Annotated in this window: 17 protein-coding genes; 6 read left to right on the top strand and 11 right to left on the bottom strand. The window is 70.6% G+C overall.

All coding sequences use genetic code 11. The features are described 5' to 3' along the window. Positions 1-316: 316 nt before the first annotated feature. The 3 genes from VFE05_23235 to VFE05_23225 all read right to left on the bottom strand — a co-directional run bounded on the left by VFE05_23235 (position 317) and on the right by VFE05_23225 (position 3268). Positions 317-835 carry an HNH endonuclease gene (locus VFE05_23235; protein ID HET6233010.1) on the bottom strand — a complete coding sequence of 173 codons (519 nt, stop codon included), beginning with the start codon at positions 833-835 and terminating at the stop codon, positions 317-319. A 56-nt stretch (positions 836-891) separates the two neighbouring features. Next, positions 892-2580 carry a hypothetical protein gene (locus tag VFE05_23230; protein ID HET6233009.1) on the bottom strand — a complete coding sequence of 563 codons (1689 nt, stop codon included), beginning with the start codon at positions 2578-2580 and terminating at the stop codon, positions 892-894. A gap of 133 nt (positions 2581-2713) precedes the next feature. Then, the gene (locus tag VFE05_23225) at positions 2714-3268 is read right to left on the bottom strand and encodes a helix-turn-helix domain-containing protein (GenBank protein ID HET6233008.1); all 555 of its coding nucleotides are present in this window, start codon (positions 3266-3268) and stop codon (positions 2714-2716) included. Between the two features lie 131 nt (positions 3269-3399). Between VFE05_23225 and VFE05_23220 the strand changes: the two genes are divergently transcribed. Further along, positions 3400-4164 carry an SDR family NAD(P)-dependent oxidoreductase gene (locus tag VFE05_23220; GenBank protein ID HET6233007.1) on the top strand — a complete coding sequence of 255 codons (765 nt, stop codon included), beginning with the start codon at positions 3400-3402 and terminating at the stop codon, positions 4162-4164. Between the two features lie 171 nt (positions 4165-4335). On the opposite strand, the gene VFE05_23215 is transcribed toward VFE05_23220, so the two are convergent. Next, positions 4336-5751 (bottom strand): hypothetical protein, encoded by a 1416-nt coding sequence (locus tag VFE05_23215; protein ID HET6233006.1) that lies wholly within the window; start codon positions 5749-5751, stop codon positions 4336-4338. A gap of 354 nt (positions 5752-6105) precedes the next feature. Here VFE05_23215 and VFE05_23210 point away from each other — a divergent pair, with 354 nt between their 5' ends. From VFE05_23210 to VFE05_23190, 5 genes are all read left to right on the top strand, one after another. Beyond that, positions 6106-7176, top strand: a complete 1071-nt coding sequence (locus tag VFE05_23210) for a transglutaminase domain-containing protein (GenBank protein HET6233005.1) — start codon at positions 6106-6108, stop codon at positions 7174-7176. Positions 7177-7542: 366 nt separating this feature from the next. Further along, positions 7543-8214: a hypothetical protein gene (locus VFE05_23205; GenBank protein ID HET6233004.1), complete on the top strand. Its 672-nt coding sequence runs from the start codon at positions 7543-7545 to the stop codon at positions 8212-8214. Between the two features lie 11 nt (positions 8215-8225). After that, positions 8226-8975 (top strand): DNA alkylation repair protein, encoded by a 750-nt coding sequence (locus tag VFE05_23200; GenBank protein HET6233003.1) that lies wholly within the window; start codon positions 8226-8228, stop codon positions 8973-8975. Positions 8976-9140: 165 nt separating this feature from the next. Then, complete coding sequence (locus VFE05_23195; GenBank protein HET6233002.1) at positions 9141-10427, top strand: M28 family peptidase; 1287 nt, start codon at positions 9141-9143, stop codon at positions 10425-10427. A gap of 55 nt (positions 10428-10482) precedes the next feature. Continuing rightward, on the top strand, positions 10483-11427 hold the full coding sequence (locus tag VFE05_23190; protein HET6233001.1) for a hypothetical protein: 945 nt from the start codon (positions 10483-10485) through the stop codon (positions 11425-11427). A 222-nt stretch (positions 11428-11649) separates the two neighbouring features. Here VFE05_23190 and VFE05_23185 read toward each other — a convergent pair whose 3' ends face one another. From VFE05_23185 to sdaAB, 7 genes are all read right to left on the bottom strand, one after another. Further along, entirely contained in the window at positions 11650-12726 is a 1077-nt protein-coding gene (locus tag VFE05_23185; protein ID HET6233000.1) for a DUF1611 domain-containing protein, read from the bottom strand. Positions 12727-12766: 40 nt separating this feature from the next. Continuing rightward, positions 12767-13969, bottom strand: coding sequence for an AI-2E family transporter (locus tag VFE05_23180; protein HET6232999.1), 1203 nt, complete (start codon positions 13967-13969; stop codon positions 12767-12769). Between the two features lie 93 nt (positions 13970-14062). After that, entirely contained in the window at positions 14063-14905 is an 843-nt protein-coding gene (locus VFE05_23175; protein ID HET6232998.1) for a PspA/IM30 family protein, read from the bottom strand. Positions 14906-14976: 71 nt separating this feature from the next. Continuing rightward, on the bottom strand, positions 14977-15369 hold the full coding sequence (locus tag VFE05_23170; protein ID HET6232997.1) for a hypothetical protein: 393 nt from the start codon (positions 15367-15369) through the stop codon (positions 14977-14979). Further along, positions 15366-15632: a hypothetical protein gene (locus tag VFE05_23165; protein HET6232996.1), complete on the bottom strand. Its 267-nt coding sequence runs from the start codon at positions 15630-15632 to the stop codon at positions 15366-15368. The genes VFE05_23170 and VFE05_23165 overlap by 4 nt, the downstream gene beginning before the upstream one ends. 52 nt (positions 15633-15684) lie before the next feature. Next, the gene (sdaAA, locus tag VFE05_23160) at positions 15685-16569 is read right to left on the bottom strand and encodes an L-serine ammonia-lyase, iron-sulfur-dependent, subunit alpha (GenBank protein HET6232995.1); all 885 of its coding nucleotides are present in this window, start codon (positions 16567-16569) and stop codon (positions 15685-15687) included. 51 nt (positions 16570-16620) lie between these two features. Further along, the gene (gene sdaAB / locus VFE05_23155; protein ID HET6232994.1) at positions 16621-17286 is read right to left on the bottom strand and encodes an L-serine ammonia-lyase, iron-sulfur-dependent subunit beta; all 666 of its coding nucleotides are present in this window, start codon (positions 17284-17286) and stop codon (positions 16621-16623) included. Between the last annotated feature and the right edge of the window lie 286 nt (positions 17287-17572).

Here is a 17572-nt window from a genome sequence, read left to right as displayed (position 1 = left end):
AAGGGGATTCGCCGTAGGCTCCTGTTGCACTTCCATCGCGCAGGAAATCCGCCCAAAGCGAGTTGTGACCCGGCTGATACCGATTGTCCTGTCACACAGCTTTTGAGTAAGCTCGTCGGTGCTCTTCTGGTATTTTCGGATTGGTCAGTCGAAGCACCCGCAACATAGCGATTGCAACTCGCTCGTCGCGCCCAGCTACATGCAGGTTCCGCCGGAAGGAACCACCATAGACTAGAAATCCAGCTTCCCGAAGTTGCGTGAGTTGCTCACCGAGCTGGAATTTGGCCTCGACATGTTCATTGAACTCAAGATCATCTCAGATATCAGCCCAACCCTTCACCGATTGCATAAATGTCGCTACAAGCGCGACTTCATCCTGATTCCGCAAAGGATCTTGATCGAAATCATAACCTTGAACGCCATTGATGATACTGACGACCTCTTCGCCTGTTGACAGCATTCGAACTTGAAATACTTGGCCGTTTTCCGGTTCTCTTGCAGAGCTTGCGTCGCGCAATGCACTAGCGACCCAGGCTTCGTGCCTTGATTTCAGTTGTGTGAGGTATTCCTCGGTAAAGGTTTCGCGTTGATCATCGACTCGTTTATGATCGTTTCGGCAAAGAAGGATGAGATTCTCGTACTCATGAAGTTTTACCTGGCCTTCCCTCTGTCCGCGCGGCCCTCGCCGTGATTGTGCGATGATGTGGCACTCTTCGCCGATTACCGACTTCTCGCTATGCGGGGTTTCGGGTGCAACTAATTCGCTCCGACACATTGCGCAGAGGTTCCCCGAGAGTCCCCAGAGTTGCTTACGTGTCTTATTTGTGATCGCCATGAGAAAGGCTATTGGAACCGTGCGAGAGGCGAACCCCTCGCACAGTTCACGATGAGCTACCGGCCGGCGTTGAGGACGGACATGCCCTGGACGAAGACGATGTCCACGGGGATCCCGGCGGTAGAGAGGCGGCCGAGGTCGTGCTGGAGCTGCGGCTTCACGATGCCGCTGGTGGCCATGAACTCGCCCACGCCCGCATAGTCGCCCGTGCCCTGGAGGCGCAGGATCTTCTCCGAGAGCGCGTTGACCGCCGCCTGCATCTTGGGGAAGTCCACGCGGTAGCGGCCGGTGCGCGCGTCGCGGGTGAAGGCGCCCTGCTCGGCGAAGAAGTTGAACGTGGCCATGTTCGCCCTGCCGTGCGCGTCCGACGCGCCGAAGCGCACCGAGCGGAACAGCCCGCCCAGGAAGGTGACGTAGTTGTTCAGCAGGTCCTCGTGACCCAGCTCGCCCTGGCGGTTGAGCTGCGTGACCATGTACAGGCCCAGCACGTCGGCCTTCTCCTCCTCCAGCCCGCCCGCGCGCTCCTTCAGCGCCTCGCGCACCGTTCCGTGGCCGTTGATGGTGTTCTTGATGCCCAGGCCGTGCGCCACCTCGTGGAACATGGTGTTCTCGAAGAAGGCGTCGAAGGTCACGTGGCCCAGCTGCTCCGGAACGATCAGCTCGCGGGCGATGGGCAGCAGGATGGCGTCGAACTTGGCGCGCATCGCGTTCTTGAGCTGAAGGCGGCGCGTGCCCTTCCGCAGCTGCACCTCTTCGTCGTTGGGCAGGTTGATGGCGATGGTCTTGCCGCCCGCGTTCGCCTGGCCGGAGTAGAACACGGCGTCGTACGCGTTCAGGTCAGAGCCGGTGCCCGGCGTCTCGGCCTTCAGCTCGTTCGGCACGGGGATGCCGCGCTGGAGTGCCGGCAGCATCGCGGCGAAGCGCTCCAGGCGCTGGCTCCACTCCCGGTCCTTCACCAGCACGTAGCCCTCGGCCGCCGTCTTGTAGCCGTACAGCGCGTCCTCGTAGCTCTCGATGGGCCCGATCACCACGTCGATGGTGTTGTCCTTCATGTCCAGCCAGGCCAGGTCGCTCGGCTGGTAGTTGTCGCTCGTCAGCGCGTCCGCCCGCAGTTCCAGGTAGCGGCGGAGCGACGCCTGCGGGGCGAGCGCGGCGGCCTGGCGCAGCTTGGCGGCGGCGCGGGCGAGCGGCGCGGCGTAGGCCACGTGGTACGGCACGGTCGTGAGATGTCCCGCGGCGTCGCGGCGGACCAGCGTGTAGAGGCCCTTCAGCGAGTCGGCGCGGGGCCCGCCCTGCGCGACCGCGGCCTCGAACTCGGCCTTGGTCATGTCGCGGGGATAGAAGGTCGCGCCCTCGGGCTTGGCGCCCACGCCGGGCAGGAAGGGCTCGTCGCCTGCCAGCTTGTCCCACGGGCCGTAGTTGTACTCCACGAACTTGCGGGCCGCCGGGTCGCGCAGCGAGGCGAGAAGCCGCGCGCGGTCGCCGTACGCCTGCTGCCAGTAGATGCTGTCCATCTCGCGCGCCGCGTCGATCAGCAGCGGGATCATGCGCCGCTCGGCGGGCGACAGCGCGGCCATGTTCGTGGTGAGGCGAACGGCCTTGTACTTGTTCACGCGCGCCTGCATGGCGCTGGCGGCGCGCGGGGGCACCTGCCCGCGGTGCGCGCCGGCCTGCGCCGCGGCGGGCGCGTGCACACAGGCCAGGAGTGCGGCGGCGGCGAGCGCGCCGATTGAGCGACGGTGCATGGGTCGGGTCCGGAAGATGGTGGAGACGAGCCGGGACGGGCCGGCGCCGCTGCCATTGTAGCGCTCCCGTGGCGCCGCGGAAAGACGCCGGGCGCCGCGAGGAGCCGTGTTCGGGAGATGTGGCGCGACGGGATCAGCTCCGGACACGTAGGCCGTCCATCAGCAGGTCCAGCAGGCGTTCACGCTGCGCCGGGTCCGCCGCGGCGAGGGAGACGCCGCTCAGGCTGGTCACGATGTCCGCCGGCTCCACGTCGCCGCGCACGGTGCCCGCGGCGGCGCCGGCCTCCACCAGCCGGCGCACGGCGTCGGTCATGCGGGCGCGGCTCTGCTCGTACGGGTTGCCGCCGGACGCGATCACCGCCCGCAGCGCGTCCACCATGCCGCGCTTGGCGGCCAGGTACGCGATGAAGCGGCCCATCCACTCCCGCAGCGCCACCTCCGGCGCCGACGCGGCCAGCAGCGCGCCGGCCGAGTCGCACACGCGGGCCAGCTCGCTGCGGTACGCCGCCTCCACCAGCGCCTCGCGCGTGGGGAAGTGCCGGTAGAGCGTGCCGATGCCCACCCCCGCCTCCTTCGCGATGGCGTCCAGCGGCACGTCGGCGCCGCCCTGCGAGAAAGCGCGCACGGCCACCTCCAGCAGGCGGTCGCGGTTTCGCTGCGCGTCGGCGCGCATGGGGCTTTCGGTCATGGCCGGCTTTCCTGGGCGGCTTGCAAACGGAGCATCCTCCGTTTATCTTCGCGCTCGAACCGGAGCATCCTCCGCTTAATCTAACGCGGAGCCGCCCGGGCGGTAACCGGCACCGAACGCGGGAGAGGGAGATGGCGGAGAGACTGGACGGCACCGTGGCGCTGGTGACCGGCGCGTCGAGCGGCATCGGCGCCGCGACGGCGGTCGCGCTGGCGGAACAGGGCGCGGCCGTCGCGCTCGTGGCCCGGCGCCGGGACCGGCTGGACGAGGTGGCCGCCGAGATCCGCTGGTACGGCGGCACCACCCTCGTCCTGGAGGCCGACGTCACCGACCAGGCGCAGGCGGCGGACGTCGTCGAGCGGACCGTCGCGGAGCTGGGACGCCTGGACACGCTGGTCAACAACGCCGGCGTCATGCTGCTGGGGCAGGCGGAGGAAGCGCCGCTCGCCGAGTGGCAGCGGATGGTGGACCTCAACCTCAGCGGTCTGCTCTACTGCGCCCACGCCGCGCTGCCGCACCTGCTCCGCGCGGCGGAGGATGGGCCGCGGCGCGTGGCGGACATGGTCAACATCAGCTCCACGGCGGGACGCTTCCCGCGCGGCGGGCGGGCCGTGTACAACGCCACCAAGCACGGCGTCACCGGCTTCAGCGAGGCATTGCGGCAGGAGGTCACGCGGCGCCACGTCCGCATCTCCCTCGTCGAACCCGGCGCCGTGAGCACCGAGCTGGCGGGCCACAACCGGCCGGAGGTGCTGGCGGGCATGCGGAGCACGATGGACGCCATGGAGATGCTGCACCCGGAGGACATCGCCGACGCGGTGAGCTACCTCGTCACCCGCCCGCGCCGCGTGGCCGTCAACGAGATCCTCGTGCGCCCGACCGAGCAGGAAGGCTGAAGACCGCGCAGGGCGGCCCGCACGCCTTCCATCCCCGGTCCGCGTACTGAATCCGCGGCCGCATCCGGCGGCGAGCCGCCCATCTACGGACCAAGCCGTACCTCGGCGGGCCATCATCTACGGACCAGCGGACATCATTCGACGGCGTCTCATCCACCGGGAAGGTCGCATCTACAGCCAGAAGTGGATGATGTAGGGCTGCCGCGTCTTTTCCTTCTCGTCCTTCTCCCGCGCCTTCGGGAGCGGCGAGGGGCCGACTTCGAGCACGTTCTCGCCGCGCGGGAGGGCCTGGGTTGGCACGTAGCCTACGATGCCGCGCACGCCCGTCCGCGGGTCCGTGCGGAAGCGGAAGGGCACGCCCGCGAGCGGCCTGCCGTTCAGCCGCACGGGCTGGAGGCGCGCCAGGCACGCGAGCAGCGCCGCCACGTCGCCGCCGCGGTCCACCGTGTCCGCCGGCTCGCGGTGCAGCCCCGCCTCGCGGAAGGGGCGCAAACCCGGGCACCGCTCCGCCGCCGCCGCATCGTGCCGCCCGGCCGTGTAGGGGATGAACAGGCGCACGTACGGCCCGCCGATCACGTCGGTGGGGATGCTGGGCGTCACGCCGTCGATCTCGTCTTCCGGGCGCTGGTCCTCGTAGGTGCGGGCGTCCACGCCGTGCCGCTCCAGCGCGGACGGGGCGAAGCGCGCGCTCTCCAGCATCAGCCCTTCGCGGCCGATCACGCTGTCGTTCAGCACGTAGAAGCCCACGAGCGCGGCGACCAGCGCGTAGAAGGCGGGGTACGCCGCCCGGCGCCGCACGTTGCTGAACAGCACCAGCAGGATGGGCTGGTACAGCGGCATCATCATCAGCCGCTGGGACGTGCGCACGCCGCCGCGGATCAGGCGTTCCGGCACACCGCCCGGCCGCAGCCGCCGTCCTAGCATGCGGTCGAAGGTGAACGCCAGCGCCGGGACCAGCAGTATCGCCATCATCGCCGCGAACACGTCGGACGCGTGGGCGCCGCCCATGAACGTGCGCGCGGCCAGCCACGACACCACGACCAGCACGCCGCCCCACAGGATGGAGATGCCGAACATCAGCACCAGCATGAACGCCACGGAGAAGATGACGCTGCAGAAGTCGTCCGCCGCCGCGATCAGCCTGGGCAGCGTGGGCAGCCGCCGGCGGAACTCGTCTACCGTGATGGGCCCCTGGCGCACCTTCTCCCAGCGCACGCCGCCGGGGAAGACCGAGTGCAGCCCGATCAAGCCCACCCAGTACGCCCGCGCCGCCAGGTTCGCCAGGAACGACGAGATCAGCGTGTAGAGGATGAGCATGCCGTAGCTGTACGCCATCGCCGCCGCGGTCGACACGGGCCCGTCCAGGTGCACCGCCACCCGCGCGTACCGGTGCTGGAGCGCGCCGGGAAGCTGCAGCAGCGCGAACACGACCACGCCGGAGATGAGCAGCTCCTGCTCCCACGCGCCGCTGAACACCAGCTTCGGCGAACCCGCTGGCGCGTCGGGCGACGTGTCGATCCCGTGCGCCGGCAAGGCGTCGGCTACGTCGGCCGGTGTGACGGGCGGGAGATGCGTGTCGTCCGTCATGGATGGTCGGCAGGCGGGGGGATGGGGAACGGCGGGAGATGCGGGGATGGCAATTCGCCGGGATGATGGCGTACCGCATACGTCGCCGCAACCCGCCCGTGCGCCCGCCGGGCTTTCCGCGGATGCGCGGCGGTGAGAAACGCCAGCATCTACGCAGATGATCCGGTGTCGGTGGATGCGCTGCCGCGGCTGGTACGGCGGGTGCAAAATGCTCCGCATCCGGCAAACATCCGTCGCACCCCGCACCCCTCCCTTTGGCGCGGCGGAGGCGCCGTGTGCGTGCCGTCCGCTGTCGTCCGGCGCCACCGTTCGGCGCCGATTCAGATCAACGCAGCACCCGATATCTACAGTACCATGAACGCATGCCGTACCGCGCTGCTCCTTGTCGGCGCCCTGCTCGCCTTCGCGCCCCGCGCCTCCGCGCAGATGTCCGAGATGCCGGACGAGGCGCCCGCCGTTAGCTACGCCCGCGCGGACTCCATCGCCCACGCGGCGCCGGCTGCCGTGGCGGGCAACGTCCCCGCGCTCGCCGCGTACCTCACCCGCGACCTGCCGACCGAGGCGGAGAAGGCGCGCGCCATCTACCACTGGATCACCGAGAACGTGGCCTACGACGCCGGCGCCTACTACGGCTTCCGCCTGGCCGTGCCGGAGCAGGGCGCCACTTCCGTCCTCCGCCGCCGCAAGGCCGTCTGCGACGGATTTTCGAATCTCTTCCTGGCGCTGGGCCAGGCCGCGGGGCTCCAGGTCTCGCTGGTGCCCGGCCAGGCGAAGGGCCTGAGCAAGGATCCCAGCCGCCCGTTCAGCATCGAAGGGCACACGTGGAACGCCGTGAAGGCCAACGGCCGCTGGAACCTGGTGGACGCCAGCTGGGGCGCGGGCGACATCGTGGACCGGCGGTTCGTGCGGAAGGTGCGCGACTACTACTTCTTCACGCCGCCGGACAAGTTCCTCTTCTCGCACATGGCCGATTCGCCGGACTGGCAGCTGGTGGACCACCCCATCACCGGCGACGAGTTCGCGCGGCAGGTCTTTCCGCCCACGGACTTCTGGGAGATGGGATGGCGCGTGGCCGACGTGAAGGCCGCCGCCTCGCGCCGCGGCTTCCCCGGCCTGGTGGGCTCGTTCGTCGTGCCCGGCCGCTCGGTGGAGGTGATGCAGGCGCCGGTGGAGGCGAAGCTGCCCGCGAACGTCGCGCACGCGTTCCGCATCCGCGCGCCCGGGGCGCTGGAAGTGGTCGCCGCCAGCGGCACCGACTGGCACCCGCTGACCGCCCACGGCGATGTCTGGTCCGGCGAGGCGCCGCTCACCGGCACCGGCATGGTGGTCTTCGTCCGCTACCCGGAAACCCCCGCGGGCGCCGTCGTGCTCCAGTACGGCCGCCTGGACGACGCCCGTTCGGACACCCGGCACGGCGCACGGTAGATTCGCGGCGAAGTCCTGGCATCTCAGTCGAAACAGCAGAGGAGCTACGAGCCGGCGCGGCAGATTTGGGTCTGTCGCGCCGGCTTGTGGTGCCCCCTCCCGCTCGCTTAGGCTCGCACCCTCCCCCGCAAGCGGGAGAGGGTTGGGGTTCTCCGCACGTCGGAAGTTCGGCCGCGCCGGACGCGCCGGGGTTAGTCCCCGCAGGGGGACTTTGCGCAGTCTTTGCCGCGGTTTCAACCGCCGGGCGCGTCCTGGGATGCGCGGCTCTCTCCCATCTCCCAAACACTTGTGGGAACGAGGCTTGCACACGGCCACGCACGCGGCGGAAGCGGCTCGCGCGGAAACGACCTCGCAAGGGAGACCCACATGGACCAGAACACCGGCAGCAACGGCTCGCAGGGACGCGGCAACGCCTCCGAAGACACCTCGCGCGCCGAGGCCCACGTGGAGAACGCGGCCGAGAACCGCGACGCCCTGGCCGCCCAGGCGCGCCGCACGGACGAGACCACGCCCGCCAACGTCAACAGTACAGGCCCGAACACCTCCGGCAACGAGCGCGGCATGAACGCCTCCTCCGGCGCCTCGTCGTCTGGGACGAACACGTCTCCGGGCATGAGTGGGTCGTCTGGTGGCTCGTCTTCCGGCGTGAGCGCGTCCACCGGCGGCTCCTCGTCCGGCATGAACGCATCCGCTGGCGGCTCGATGCAGGGCATGAGCGCCGGGTCGGGCGCGTCGGGTGCCGGCGGCGGGCGCTTCGGGACGGAGGACAGCTCGCGGGCGGCGGCGCACGTGGAGAACGCGGCGGAGAACCGCGACGCGCTGGCGGACGAGAACCGCCGCGTGAGCCAGACCACGCCGGACGGAACCATGAACGCCTCGGGCGGGCGCGAGGGCGGCGGCGGGATGAGCGCCTCGGGCGGCGGCACCGCGAGCGAGGACACGTCGCAGGCGCGGGAGGCCACGCGCAACGCCGAGGAGAACCGCGACGCCCTGGCCGAGCAGGCGCGGCGCAACGACGCGTTCGGCGAGCAGCGGTAGGCGCGGCCGTCGTGCCTTCGCCCGCATCCGCACCGGCCCGGGCGCCCACCGCGGCGTACGCGCACGAGCGGATGCGGGCGCTGGCGGACGCGGACAACGCGGCGTTCCTCCAGCGCTACTTCAAGACGGGGCCGGGGCAGTACGGTGAGGGCGACCGCTTCCTCGGCATCCGCATCCCCGCCCTGCGCAAGCTCGCCCGCGAGCTGCGCGGCCTGCCGCTCGTGGACGCCGCCGAGCTGCTGGGCTCGCCCTTCCACGAAGAGCGTGGCCTCGCGCTGATGTTGCTCGTCGATGCCTACGAACGCGGCGGGGAGCCGGAGCGCGAGGCCATCTACCGGCTGTACCTGCGCAGCACCGCCCACGTGAACAACTGGGACCTGGTGGATTCATCCGCGCCCGGCATCGTGGGCGCGCACCTGGCCGGCCGCGACCGCGCGCCGCTGCTGGAGCTGGCGCGCTCGAGCGACCTGTGGGAGCGCCGCATCGCAATGGTCGCCACGCTGCACCTCATCCGCCGCGGCGAGGTGGACGAGACGCAGCGCATCGCCCGCGAGCTCCTGGGCGACCGGCACGACCTGATCCACAAGGCCGCCGGCTGGATGCTGCGCGAGATGGGCAAGCGCGACATCGGCGCGGTCCACACGTTCCTCCGCGAGCACGCGCACGAGATGCCGCGCACCATGCTGCGCTACGCCATCGAGCGCCTCCCGGAGCCCATGCGCCGCCGCTACATGACCCAGAAGCAGCCCGCCGAAGACTGACGCGCCGCACTTCCCCTCCGCATCGAAGATCGAGCATCCGACCTGCCGCCATCCGCGACCTCGCTCCATTATCCACCGCCGCCGTTTGCATCCTCCGCCGGCGAGGATAGCTTCAGCGCAGCCGCCAGCCTGGCATCCCCCCCACCCCGCCATCGTCCCGCGCCCATGCGACGCATCCTCTCGCGCCTTCGTGCCCGCGCCGCGCAGCGGTGGCAGGACACGCGCATCGCCTACCGCCAGCCCGCGGGTGCGATCGTCACCGTTTTCAGGCGAGATGCGGAAAGCCGGCCGGCAGATGCGTCCTCCACCGACGTGCGCCTTGCGGGAGATGCACAGCGGACCACGGCAACCTCACGAGATGCACGAATCCCGGCAGATGCGCGGCTCTCGATGGATGTGGACCGGCCAGGAGACGCACCGCGTTCGGGAGATGCGGAGCGCTCGGAACATGCGGAGCACTCGGGAGATGCGGAGTATTCGGGAGATGCGGAGCCGGTGGGAGATGCGGAGCCGGCGGGGCGGTTCTCCGGAGATGCAGACTCTTCGGCAGATGCGCGGCGGAGCGCGTTCGATGGCGGACGTGCGTTCGCGCTGCTGCGCGCGCAGTGCGACGTCGGCCCGCGCATTCCGGGCACGGCCGGGCACGCCCGCACGCGCGAGCTCCTGACTGGGGAGCTGTCGCGCTGGGCAGACGAAGTGGCGGTGCAGGAGTGGACGCAGCGCATCGACCGCGGGCCGGGCAAGGGCACCGCGCCGGCGATGGCCAACATCTTCGCGCGCTTCCACGGCACCGCATCGGCGAAGGGAGGTGCGCAGACCGGACCCGACGCGACGCCCGCGCTGATGCTGTGCGCGCACTGGGACACGCGGCCGGTGGCAGACCACGACCGCGACCCGTCGAAGCGCGCCGAGCCGGTTCCAGGGGCGAGCGACGGAGCATCCGGCGTGGCGGTGCTGCTAGAGCTCGCGCGCGTTCTGCGGATGCATCCGCCGGCGCGCACCGTCACGCTCGCGCTCTTCGACGGCGAGGACATTGGCGAGTATTACTACGGCTCTCGCTTCTACGCTCGCTCAGCGCAGGACGGCGCGAATGCGCGGTGGAAGCCGCGCCGCGCCGTGCTGCTGGACATGATCGGCGGCCATCCGCTGCGCTGCACGACCGAGATCAACTCGCTGAACGCCGCGCCCGCCCTGTGGAACGAGGTGCACTCCGCCGCCACGCGCCTGGGACTCGACGCGCACTTCCACGGCCCCGCGCGCGCCATCACCGACGACCACGTCTTCCTCAACCGCGCCGGCATCCCATCCATCGTCCTGATCGACTACTCCTACCCGCACTGGCACACCACCGAGGACACCGTCGACAAATGCGGCCGCCAGCCGCTCCAGGTCATCGGCGACGTCCTGCTCGATTTCATGCGTGCCGCGTTGCCGCCCGCGGGAGCTTCGTGAAGATGGAGATGCGAACGCGCCCGCTCTCCACCGCGCATCGACGGGCCGCCAGCGGATGATTGCGCGCATCTACTTCGCCGCGCGCCGGGTGTGGTACGGCGGCTACGCCCTGGCCGAAGCTGCGTTCACCGGCTTCTGGCTCGGCATCCTCGGCGACCGCTCGCTCGCGGACGTGGACGACACGATGTACCGCCGCAGCGCCACCTATCGCGACGACGCCTACAACCGCAGCGGCCTCTTCGCCTGGGAAGCGGAGGCGGTGGAAAGCTACTTCGGAGATGCGCGGCGCCTCATGCTGATCGGCGCGGGCGGCGGCCGCGAGGTGCTGGCCCTGGCGAAGATGGGCTACACGGTGGATGGCTACGAGTGCAACCCCGTCCTCGGCTCCACCGCAGCCGCGCTCCTCTGCGCCGAATACGGCACTTCCACATCCGACCGCGTGTCCGGCGAGAGCGAGGGAGCGACCGTTCTCGCGGGCGAGATCGGAGGCCCGGCTCCCCTGCCCCGGCGTCCTGGCGCAGCCTCCGTCACCCCGCTCAGCCGCGACGAGGTTCCCGCCGCGGGCGGGCCGTACGACGGCGCAATCATGGGATGGAGCGCCTACATGCTGATTCCCGGCAGCGAGCGCCGAATCGGCTTCCTCCGCCGCCTTCGCGCGCTGATGGGCGACGGCGCGCCACTGCTCCTCTCGTTCTACACGCGCGACGGCGACCCGCCGCGCCTGCACCGCATCGCTCGCACGGCCAACGCGCTCCGCCGCCTCCTTCGCCGCGAGCCGGTGGACCTGGGTGACGACCTCTCGCCCAACCGCGTCCACCGCTTCACCGAGCCGGAGGTCGCCCGCGAGCTTCGCGAAGCTGGCTTCACGCTCCTCCACTTCCGCCCCGAAGGCCCCGGCCGCTTCGACTCCGGCTGGTCCGCCGCCACCGCCAACGCGTCGGCGGACGCGGCATCGCACGACGGGGGCCCGTCCGCACCGGAAGCGAATCGGATGCGATAAATCGCACCCCTGCGCCCGAATCCGCGTCGTTTGCCCGGTAGCACCAATGAAAAAGCCCGCTCACGCGGGCCACACCTTCATCGAAAAATCCCCGTCACCATCCCGCCCTGGGGCGCAGCCCCGGCCGATCCCGCGACACCCTCCCCGACCCGCGCCAACGCCTCCGTTTCTTCTCCCGCTTGCGGGAGAGGACAGGCGAGGAACGAGCCAGGTGAGGGCCCCTCACCCCCGCATCGCCCCTTCGATCGCCTCCACCAGCGGCCCCGCATCGTACCGCACCGGGTCCGTCGCGGGCAGCCCCGTCTCCGCTACCGCCATCGCGACCGCCGCCCGCGCCTCATCCTCCGGCAGGTCCGACGTGTTCAGGCAGATGCCGATCACCTTCGCCGGCCGCAGCGGCGCGATGGCCGCCTCGCACAGCGCGATCGTCTCCGCCAGCGACGGCAGGCGCATCCACGCGTAGGCGCCGCCGCCGCCGTACGGGAAGGTGCGCGACGGCTTGTGGCACACGATCATCGCGTCGGGCATGGACCCGTGCAGCAGGCCCAGCGTGACGCCCGAGTAGCCGGGATGCACCAGCGAACCCTGCCCCTCCACGAGCACCACGTCGTTCCCCTTGGCCGCCCGCAGCACCAGGCTCTCCGCCGCCCCGCCGATGAAGTCCGCCACCACCGCATCGACCGCGATCCCCCAGCCCTCGATGAGGATGCCCGTCTGCCCCGTCGCAGCGAACCCCGTCCGCACGCCGCGCGCGACGAGCGCATCGCGGAGCTGGAGCGCCGCCGTCATCTTCCCGATGTTGCAGTCCGTCCCGATGGTGAGCACCGTCAGCGCGTCCACCTCACGCGCGAGTCCCCGCGAAACGGGCAGCCCCTCCGGCGGCTTCCGCAGGTCGTGGATCCGCACGTCACGATCCGCCGCGAGCGCCGCCAGCTCCGCGTCGTCGCTCAGGTGGAAGTGGAGCCCGCTCACCACGCTCAGGCCCGCGGCCAGCGCCTCGCGTAGCGCCGGCCGCCACTCCTCCGGCAGCCGCCCGCCCTGCGGCGCGATCCCCACCAGCAGCGCCGTCGGCCGCGTCTCCAGCCCGTCGGCAACCGAGCCGACGACGGGAATTTCGCCGCCGAAGCCGAGCACGTCCTCCACCGTCCGTCCCGCGTACCGCGAGTCGATCACGGCGGCAACGCGCTCCGGCAGGTAGCGGATCGCGCTGTTCGCCGTCTTCGAGGTCTCCGGCCCGAACGCCCCCTCGGCCAGCACCAGGTAGCGGTAGCCCTTCAGGGCCGCCTGCGTCTCGTCCATCCTCTCCCGTCCCCGTCGTCCGTCGTCCGAAAACGCGTCGTCACCGCGGCGCGGCGCCGGCCTCTTCCAGCAGCGTGGGGATGCTCAGCTCCGCCGCGCGCGAGTCCACCTTCGCGACGCCGTCGGGGATGCGTATCTCCGCCGGCGAGTCGCGCACGAAGCGGCGGAAGCCCTTCCCCTCCAGCAGCCGGTGCACGTAGATGCGCCGCACGATCACCATCACGGTCGCCAGCACCGGCACCGCCACCAGCAGCCCGATCACCCCCAGCAGCTTCGCCATGATGAGCACGCTGAGGATGGACAGGACGGGCGGCAGGTTGACCTGGCGCTCCATGATGATGGGATGCACGAAGTTGCCTTCGATCAGGTGCAGCACCACGCCCAGCGCCACCACGCTCAGCATGCGCAGCGGCCCGCCCGTGCCCAGCATGAACAGCGCGGGCAGCAGCGTGGACAGCAGCGAGCCGAAGAAGGGGACGACGACGACCACGCCGGTGAAGACCGCAAACGCCAGCGCGTACGGCACGCCCAGGATCGTGAGCCCCAGCCAGGTGAGCCCGCCCAGGAACACCATCGCCAGCATCTGCCCGCCGATCCACGCGGTCAGCGTCCGCCCCAGGTCGGCCAGGATGTCGCGAACCAGCTCGCGGTGCACCGGCGGGGCGAGGGCGATCAGCCCCTCGCGGTACAGCCCCGGCCGCAGCGCCAGGTACAGCCCCATCACCATCACGCTGAACAGGTCGATCACGGCGTGCACGCCGCTGAACACGTACGGGAAGAGGCCCGCCGCGTACGACCCCACGTGGCTCATCACCCCGCCCAGCCCGCCGCCCGGCGCGCCCGGCTTCTCCGGCGGCAGCATGCTGGCGATGAGCGGGTAGCGCGCGGCGATGCGGTGCAGCGCGCCCATCCACGTGGTGATCTGCGCCGGCAGCAGGGCGACCAGGTCCTGCGTCTGCGTCAGCACCGGGGGCACCACTAGCCAGAAGACGCCCACGATGCCCAGCAGCGTCACCAGCAGCGCCGTGAGGATGCCCATCCCGCGGCTGAACCGCAGGCGCTCCTCCAGGAATTCGGTGATGGCGCGCAGGTACAGCGAGAACAGCGCGGCGATGAAGAAGAGGAAGAGCACCTCCGCCACGTTGTACACGAAGGCCAGCAGCAGGACGATGAAGACGGCCGCCACCAGCACCGCGTACGGCGACCGGGGCTCCTGCGCCTGCTCGGCGTGCTTGGAAGGCATGTGGAGATCCCTGGAAAATGGAAGCGGGGCCGGGCGGACGCGCCGCCGGCCCCGCCAAAGCTACGGAGACGGGCTGAACGGGGAAACCCCGCGCTAGCTGTGCGCGCGGCCCCGCTCCTCCTCTTCCATGCTCTCGAACTCCTCCAGCAGCTCCGCCTCGCGCACGCGGTCCTGCGCGGGCGTCTCGGCCGCGGGCGCCTCGCCGGCCGCGCCGCCGGCGGAGAGCTGGGCCTGCGCGGCGGGGGCGGGCGGGGGCAGGATGCCCATCTGCTGCTTCAGCTCGATGAGGCGGAAGTCCACGTCGGCGTCGCTGGTGCCGGACTCGAGCTGCTTGAACTCGCGGTCCAGCGGGTCACCGGTCAGGTCCTCCGAGAGCGTGGCCGCGGCCAGCGCCTGCCGCTCGTTCTGGTCGATGCGCTCGGCCATGCGGTTGAACGCCTCGAACGCCGACGAGTCCGACAGGCCCGACATCGTCTCGTGGATGCGCTTCTGCGCCTCGGCGCGCTTCTGCTTGGCCAGCAGCAGCGTCTTCTTCCGCTGCGCCTCCTCGATCTTCACGTTCAGCTGGCGCAGGGCGTCGCGCAGCTTGAGCGTCTCGCTGCTCTGGCGCTCCCACGTCTCGTACATCGCCGCCGAGCGCTGGGCGTACTCCTGGTGGCGCACCAGCGCCTGCCGGGCCAGGTCGTCCTTGCCGTTCTGGACGGCCAGCATGGCGCGGCGCTCCCACTCCTGCGCCTGGCGGTGCTCGTCGTCCACCTGCTTCTTCAACTTGGACTCGTCGGCCATGGCCAGCGCCACTTCCTGCTTGGCCTTGATGAGCTGGTTCCGCATGTCGTCGATTACCTGGTTCAGCATCTTCTCCGGGTTCTCGGCCCGGGCGATTGCGTCGTTCAGGTTGGACTTGATCAGCGTGGACAGCTTCTGGAAGATTCCCATGGATCGCTACCGTTCGAAAGCCCCCGCGGGGGCGTGGACGCTCTGGTTCGGGAAGGGCGGCGCGTGCCGCCTCAGCAGCTCCGGTACGGCGCCAGCGCCTCGAGGTGCGAGGCCAGCGCCATCTGGAACGAGTCGACCGTGGCCTGGAACTCGTTGAAGTCCAGGTTCTCCAGCTCCAGGCTCTCGGTGAGGATCACGTCGCTCTCCTCCAGCCCGTACGCCGCGTGCAGCAGGTCGGTCGCGTTGTACTCCAGCAGGATCCGGAACAGCTCGGCGCAGTGCCTCTCCTCGCCGGGAACGTCCATCACCTTCAGGCGGAACACCAGCACCGGCGGCGAGTGGTGGATGACCAGCGAGGCGCCGTCCAGGCCGCTCTTGGCGATCCACATCCCCTCCTCCACCTCCTCGTGCTCCATATCCATCCGCAGGAGAAAGCTCTCCACGTCCTCTCGCGTCACCATCATCCGTCTCCGGTTGGGGAATCCTGCGGCGGCGGGGCGCCCGCCTCGAGGCGGGCGCGGTCGGGTGCCGACAGCAGGCTGACCATGAAAGACTGCTCTTCGGCGAGGCGGCGCACCTGTGCGTTGAGCTGGTCCACCTCCTCGCGCAGGCGGCCCAGCTCGGCCTCGGCGGGGAAGGCGCGCTCGCTGCCGCCCTGCCAGGCGGAATGGACGAAGCGGCCCAGGAACGACAGCACGACCACCACCAGCAGGACGTCGAAGATCATCGTCCGGGTGCCTACGCGGCGGCTGGAGGTGAAGTTTCAGGCAAGAGGCGGCCTAGCGGCTGATGCCGGCGGGCTGGGTGCGCGGCTGGAGCTGCACCAGCCGCCGGGCCGAGGGGGTCGTGGCCAGCCCGCCGCCCGCCGTCTCGCGGTACGCAGAGGGCATCCGCCGCCCCACCTCGCCCATCACGTCGATCACCTCGTCGGCCGTCACGGGGAAGTCCAGCCCCGCCATCGCCATCTCGGCCCCGGCGATGGCCTGCATGGCCGCCGACGCGTTGCGGTAGATGCAAGGGATCTCCACCAGCCCGCCGATGGGGTCGCAGATGAGGCCCAGCATGCCCTGGAGGGTGAGCGCGACGGCGGTGGCGACCTGCTCGTTGGTGCCGCCGTGCAGCCAGGCGACGGCCGCGGCGCTCATCGCCGCCGCGGTGCCCGTCTCCGCCTGGCAGCCGCCCTCGGCGCCGGCGAGGGAGGCGCGGTGGGCGATCACGCCGCCCACGCCGCCGGCCACCAGCATGGCATCGACCAGCCGCTCCTCGTCCATCTCCGCGAACTCGCCCACGCTCACCAGCACCGCAGGCAGCACGCCCGCGGCGCCCGCCGTGGGCGCGGCGACGATGAGGCCCATGGCGGCGTTCACCTCGAGCGTGGCGATGGCGCGGGCTAGCGTGGTGGTGACGCGGGGCCCGAGGATGCGGGGGCCGTTCTCCCACAGCTTGCGCGCCCGCCCGCCGGTGAGGCCGCTGGGCGAGCGCGTGTGCCCCTTCAGCCCCTCGTCGATCGCGGAGCGCATCACCGACAGCGTGCGGGCGATGCGGGCGCGGATGTCGGCGGCGGGCACGCCGCTCTCGGCCGCCTCGGCTTCGAGGACGACGGTGGCGAGCGAGCGGCCCGTCTCGTCGGACTCGCGGATCAGGGACTCGATGGAGCGGTGCATGGTACGGGATACCGGGCTACGGGGTGGGGCGGCGAAGGCCGCTGCGCGGCGCTACGAGATCTTCTCGATGCGGCGCGCCCAGCGCAGCCAGGGGAACTCGCGGATGGCGTCGAGCACCTCGTCGCCGATGGGCTCGTCGGCCTCGATGGTCATCAGCGCGTCCTTGTGGCGGCCGGTGCGGTCGACCCGCATGGTGGCAAGGTTCACGCCGTGCCCGGCCAGCATCCCGGCCACCGCGGCGATGGTGCCCGGCTCGTCGTGCGCGAGTAGGACCAGGGTGTGGTAGCCGCCGCCGAGCGCGACCGCGAAGCCGTCCACCTCGGTGACCTCGATGCGCCCGCCGCCCACCGACGCGCCGCGCACGGTGGTGGTGTCGCCGTCGCGCGAAACCTCGATCACGGCGGTGTTGGGGTGCGCGTCGTCGCCCAGGTCCACCTCCTCGAACTCCCACACCAGCCCGGCGCGCAGGGCCTCGTCGTACGCCTCGCGCAGCCGCAGGTCGTCCGGAGCCAGGCCGATGAGGCCGCCCACCAGCGCCCGGTGCGTGCCGTGGCCCTCGCCCGTGGCCGCGAACGAGCCGTGCAGGCGGATGCGCGCCCGCTGCGGCGTGCCGCCCAGGATGGCGCGCGCCATCAGCCCCAGCCGGCAGGCGCCCGCCGTGTGCGAGGACGACGGCCCCACCATGGTGGGACCCAGGATGTCGAAGAGCGAGACCATGTGCCTCTGCGGGAGCGGGCGGCCCACGCGGACGCCGGGCCATTGCGCCCTCGCCGCATCGGCCGGGGTTCGGCGGATGCGCGCCAGGGCAGCACGATAGCTTAACAGCAGGGACGCGGGCGGGGAAGATGAACGGCGCTCATGCGTGTAGTCTTGATATAGAAATGTCCGGGTTGGTTGATATAGAAATGTCCTCCTTCGGGACAGGTTCGCCCACACTGGAGTGGAAACCTGCGACGGAGCGAGGAGATGCTAAAGATGAGCACGCGAGATCGGGATCGACTGG

It is taken from the genome of Longimicrobiaceae bacterium, from assembly GCA_035696245.1.
In the GTDB taxonomy this organism is placed as follows: Bacteria; Gemmatimonadota; Gemmatimonadetes; order Longimicrobiales; family Longimicrobiaceae; genus DASRQW01.
This window is presented reverse-complemented; position numbering and strand designations above follow the sequence as displayed.

Coding starts and splice junctions, on each gene's coding strand:
- VFE05_23235 (HET6233010.1), bottom strand. CDS start 835: ATGGCGATCACAAATAAGACACGTAAGCAACTCTGGGGACTCTCGGGG.
- VFE05_23230 (HET6233009.1), bottom strand. CDS start 2,580: ATGCACCGTCGCTCAATCGGCGCGCTCGCCGCCGCCGCACTCCTGGCC.
- VFE05_23225 (HET6233008.1), bottom strand. CDS start 3,268: ATGACCGAAAGCCCCATGCGCGCCGACGCGCAGCGAAACCGCGACCGC.
- VFE05_23220 (HET6233007.1), top strand. CDS start 3,400: ATGGCGGAGAGACTGGACGGCACCGTGGCGCTGGTGACCGGCGCGTCG.
- VFE05_23215 (HET6233006.1), bottom strand. CDS start 5,751: ATGACGGACGACACGCATCTCCCGCCCGTCACACCGGCCGACGTAGCC.
- VFE05_23210 (HET6233005.1), top strand. CDS start 6,106: ATGAACGCATGCCGTACCGCGCTGCTCCTTGTCGGCGCCCTGCTCGCC.
- VFE05_23205 (HET6233004.1), top strand. CDS start 7,543: ATGGACCAGAACACCGGCAGCAACGGCTCGCAGGGACGCGGCAACGCC.
- VFE05_23195 (HET6233002.1), top strand. CDS start 9,141: ATGCGACGCATCCTCTCGCGCCTTCGTGCCCGCGCCGCGCAGCGGTGG.
- VFE05_23190 (HET6233001.1), top strand. CDS start 10,483: ATGATTGCGCGCATCTACTTCGCCGCGCGCCGGGTGTGGTACGGCGGC.
- VFE05_23185 (HET6233000.1), bottom strand. CDS start 12,726: ATGGACGAGACGCAGGCGGCCCTGAAGGGCTACCGCTACCTGGTGCTG.
- VFE05_23180 (HET6232999.1), bottom strand. CDS start 13,969: ATGCCTTCCAAGCACGCCGAGCAGGCGCAGGAGCCCCGGTCGCCGTAC.
- VFE05_23175 (HET6232998.1), bottom strand. CDS start 14,905: ATGGGAATCTTCCAGAAGCTGTCCACGCTGATCAAGTCCAACCTGAAC.
- VFE05_23170 (HET6232997.1), bottom strand. CDS start 15,369: ATGATGGTGACGCGAGAGGACGTGGAGAGCTTTCTCCTGCGGATGGAT.
- VFE05_23165 (HET6232996.1), bottom strand. CDS start 15,632: ATGATCTTCGACGTCCTGCTGGTGGTGGTCGTGCTGTCGTTCCTGGGC.
- sdaAA (HET6232995.1), bottom strand. CDS start 16,569: ATGCACCGCTCCATCGAGTCCCTGATCCGCGAGTCCGACGAGACGGGC.
- sdaAB (HET6232994.1), bottom strand. CDS start 17,286: ATGGTCTCGCTCTTCGACATCCTGGGTCCCACCATGGTGGGGCCGTCG.